The 4,347-nt window shown below is 57.7% G+C and carries 3 protein-coding genes; all 3 read right to left on the bottom strand.

What is annotated here, in order from left to right; all coding sequences use genetic code 11:
- Positions 1-1,169: 1,169 nt before the first annotated feature.
- Positions 1,170-1,490, bottom strand: a complete 321-nt coding sequence (locus FAS41_RS30205; RefSeq protein WP_138526940.1) for a hypothetical protein — start codon at positions 1,488-1,490, stop codon at positions 1,170-1,172.
- A gap of 167 nt (positions 1,491-1,657) precedes the next feature.
- Positions 1,658-2,758, bottom strand: coding sequence for an acyltransferase family protein (locus FAS41_RS30200; RefSeq protein ID WP_171049593.1), 1,101 nt, complete (start codon positions 2,756-2,758; stop codon positions 1,658-1,660).
- Between the two features lie 802 nt (positions 2,759-3,560).
- Positions 3,561-4,347: hypothetical protein (locus FAS41_RS30965; protein WP_218939148.1), on the bottom strand; the 787-nt coding region annotated here is incomplete at its 5' end.

Below are 4,347 nucleotides of genomic sequence, written 5' to 3'. Positions count from 1 at the left end.
AAATTTCTCACATCTAAATTCTTAAGCACCGTAATACCTGTTTTGCAGTCCTTGTCAGTAGAGCGATCTAGGTGCGAAGCATGCCAGATGGCCAGATCCAGAAACAACCGCTCGCTGCCGCGAGCGGCCACGTAGCTGCCCTTTCCTTATCCACTTTATCCATCCCCTAAAGCTTCCTCATCACGCGAGAACCACTCATGCATCCCATTTTCTACGCCGCTGGGCCCTTCCGGGCGGAGACGGTCCTGCAATGGCGGCAGGCGATCGAGGTTCGGTGGGCATGACGACGTACTCCCCCAAGGTCAGCCACTGCCGGAACTACAGCCGTCAGCGCGAGGGCCGCTTGTCCGCCCCTACCCGTCGGATGCCGGCGCAGCGGCAGCATTGTGATCTGTGCCGAGTACAGATAAATCAACCACTGCGCCATCTGCGCTGCGCCGAGAACGAGATGCAGCATGACAAGAAGCCAGCGAGGCCGAGCCCTGCGCGACCCTCATCGAACAGCTCAACGCCTAGCCCGACTGGACTTGCTACCCGTAGATGGCCGAATTCGACATCTTGGTGGTGTACGAGGACGATCGCCAGATCGGCGTGAAGGTGAAGCTGCTTGAAGGTCCGCCCAGACTGGGCAGGCGCCGAATGTCTTCACGCTCATGAAGAAGCACTGCATCGCTGTCACACCGGGATACCAAGGGCAATGGCGCGGCGAGGATGGAGAGGTACAGCACCATGCGGCAGCAGACGCTGCCAGACGACGCAGTATGCGCGGTCGTTGCGCTCGCCACTGTTCCGGCGCAGTGAGATCAGTGATGACTAATTCACCGACGCCACACGTCTCAAATTCATGCTGCGCAAGGACCGTCAGAGAATCGTCGACGTCTTGCACGGAAACCGGAAGGACGTCTAGGTCGAGGAAGGGGTCATGAGCGATAAACGCTGTCCGTCTCTATCGGTTCGCGGCAGTAACTGCGCAAAGGAGCCGCAGGTAGTGAAGTGCCGCGCCATCGACTCGGCCATGCAGCAGAGAGACTGCAATGGTTAACGAGCTATCTACGACATGCACCAATACAGCCGTGACACTGATGGCGAACTGATCTGCCGTTACCCGCATTGCTCGAAAGTTGGCAGCATGGGCTACCACGACGCCGATGAGGTCCTGGGCGAGCAGTTCACCTGGCACTGCGGCAGCATGCACCAGATCGACTTCGACGCCGCCGCGCGCCCACCACCCCGCGCAGAGTCCTCGGTAGCCGAATTTCGATCACTTGGTTGGGCTGCACGCCCAGTGAATTGGCCGCCGCAGCGATGTAAGCTTCGATGTCGTTCTCGTTGCCCGGCGCCCTACTGTGGATGGTCTTACGCACGGCGTCAGTGCCAGGGCTGCGCACGCCGGACATTCCGTTCTTGCCCCGGCAGGCCAGAAGCAGCTTGGCCAGCGCCCTGATACCGTTTTCCGGACTGTCGAACCGGGCGAAGCGCAGCTTCTGCACTCCCAGCTCCGGGCCGAGTTGCCCTGCCAGTCGTTTCGTGCGTTGTAGTAGATGTTTCCGGGACTGTTGTTCCGAACGCCGCGAGTGGTCATTCACTTTTGTCCAGACGAAAAAAGCCGGCTCAATGGCCGGCTTTGCGGGATGGGTTGCTTGAAAAGAAAACCCACTCACGCGGGCTTCTCGGTTTGCAAGCCTGGAGAGCTTCGACGCTTCCAGGCTTTGCGGAGATAGTCGTTTATGGGCTTCTCGTACATTTCGTACATGGCCACGGAAGTCACGACGCCTGTCAGGGTGGTAACTCCGATGAACCAGAGAACCTGATTCGGCTCGTCGATGTTCACCGTAGAGTTCCGCAGCGCGAGGGCGATAACGATCTGGTGAACCATATATAGGCTGAACGATGCCTCGCCAAGCAGGACAAACAGGCGGTTGCTGATCAGACGGGAGACGATCCCTTTACCGTGGGAGAAGGCCCACACGACGAGCATCATTGGCAAGAGATAGAACAGGTCGTATCGCCAAGTCATCGGGACGTGCTTCATGCCGACATAGGCGAAGGCGGCCAACAAGATCAGCGAGCCAACCTCCATGACGCTGCTTTGTCCAGCGGACGGCCGGAACCGGCCGCTACTGAATGCGCGGAAGATCAGCATACCGGCGATGAAGTCCACTGCCCGGAACGCAGGATTGATATAGAATGTCCAGCTATTTAAAGGATGGTTAGCCAGCGGTCCCACTAACAGATAAGCGATAGTCAAAGCCAGGGCAGCGCCCAGAATGGCCAGATACCGGGTGCGCAAGCGCACGAACAGGGCGATAAATGCCACGTAGAAGAACACTTCGACGGAGATGCTCCATGACACACCGTTGAAGCTGAAGAAGTACAGCGGGTCAGGAATGAACGCCTGAAGCAAAGCTGCGTTGACGGCCAGCACCTTCCCATCAACCGCGCCGAGGTTCGCGACGCCGTAATAAGCAGCGATCGCAGCACCAAGCGTCAGGAAATGCACTGGGTACAACCGCGCAAATCGGTTGAACAGGAACTCGCCAGTCGTATACGGACGTCGCTTTGCCTGGTTGTGGTAGCTGTAGCTAATAATGAAGCCGGATAGCACGTAGAAGAAGGTGACCCCCACGAACCCCTCAAACAAAGCCTTATAGGTGTACTGAAGCCATCCGTTCTGGGTGTGCTCGTAGAAATGGAAGTGATGCAGGAACACGCCCAAGGCGGCAAAGAAGCGCAGCGCCGTCAGCGAATTGATCTTCACTGGCTGCCCCTCTGCTCCGCGCCGGATTCCTTACGCAGTACCTGACCAGCAGCCTTAGCCTGAGGGTTGGAGTTGAAATCGTCGGGTTGAGCCGAGCAGCCGGCCAAAACTGCCGGGGACATCAAAACAAGGATGCGCATCTCTGCCTCCATTCTGAGAAGGTGCGCATCATAGCGCTATGCCGGGCAGGTCGCCATCTCACCCCAGCATGTGCTGACCATATCCAGGGCGAGTTCGGTACCGGCAGCGACAGCGGCTAGAACAAGATTCGACCGTCGCCGGTGGACAGCAAGCGGACTCCCCACCTGAACCGCCAGCAAAACCAACCTGATGGCCACTCAACACGCAGAATCCAGCAGGCAGGGCCGAACAGAAATCGCCCCTACTGCTTTTGCCGAGCCACGTTCACTGTTGCCTCCAGCCGCATGCCACCGTCTTCGCTCTTAGGAAGCCGGTACCTCGACGCGTGGAGCCGTAAGCTGAAATTCCTGAGCACAAATATGCCGCAAGCGAAGTGGTCAGGCCCGACCAAACCGACCGGCCGTCTGCAAACTATCGGGCCAAGGCCTGTCGGTGAACTAGATTTCAGCAGAGTCTGACATCGGCATCCGCACAGTTCGCCGCGTAACCGAAGAAATCCCGATCACGCGGAAGTGACCATGTACAGAGATCATCACGGCCGGCTCGGCAACGCCGAGCCGGCACTCGCCTACGAACCGCACACTGCCGGCTACAACCGGCACCACATCGCTAGTGGCCTGGGTATCAGCGCGCACTACCTGAGGGCACCTCAATCGTGCCGTCAGTTCGAACCAGTTGCGGGAGTTACTTCAAGCCCATAAAGGCCTACCCCCAACAGCCGAGTGTCCTGCCCCATCCCGACACTGACCGGCGAGATAGGCTTCTCGATCTGCAGCGCAATCTGGGTCGGCTCGCCGCTCTTCCCAGTCTGCTTGATTTCGACTTTCTGCCTCATCGCTGTAGCAGTAAATTCGACGGTTTCCTGTTCGACACCGTCGACCGAAACGGTCACTCTCTGATGAGAGTCAGAAAGCGGAACAAACGCTCCTAGGTCGAGAGCAACTTGGTTACCGCTGGAGACTGGCGGTAGATAGATGAGCGCGCGATAACCTTCCGACCATGTGAACGACTCGTCCGGTACGGTCCAGCCACTACCCAATAAGTAATCGGTAAAGAGATCGCGGTCCTTCTTCATCGTGAGCACTCCCGGCACCAGGGCTGCAGGCGGCGAATACTCGAAGAAAGAAATACCACCGAGGTTGATGTCGGGATTGCGTTGACTGCCCTCAACCGAGCGACGTACGACAAAACGCTTGCTATGTGCAAGCTCTTCTGGGGTGCACTTCAGTTGCTTGGTGAACGAGATGTACCAGTTCCTGTTTATGCAGAAAATGCTTTCGCCCTGGCGTTTCGCGTTTGCCCCGATACCGGTTGCCATCGCCCACACATGTGACCAGTCATTCGAGTCATCGAGATCCAGAACGAGGCGACCGCCATCCCCTTTTGCTTTGGAAAGAGCCTGATTTATCTCGCTTACTTGAAGGCCGTGATAGTGCACTAGGTAGAAC

Origin of the sequence: Pseudomonas nicosulfuronedens, from assembly GCF_005877905.1 — a bacterium.
Taxonomy (GTDB): Bacteria; Pseudomonadota; Gammaproteobacteria; order Pseudomonadales; family Pseudomonadaceae; genus Pseudomonas; species Pseudomonas nicosulfuronedens.
The sequence above is the reverse complement of the archived record's forward strand: the minus strand, read 5'-3'. Positions and strand labels throughout refer to the sequence as shown.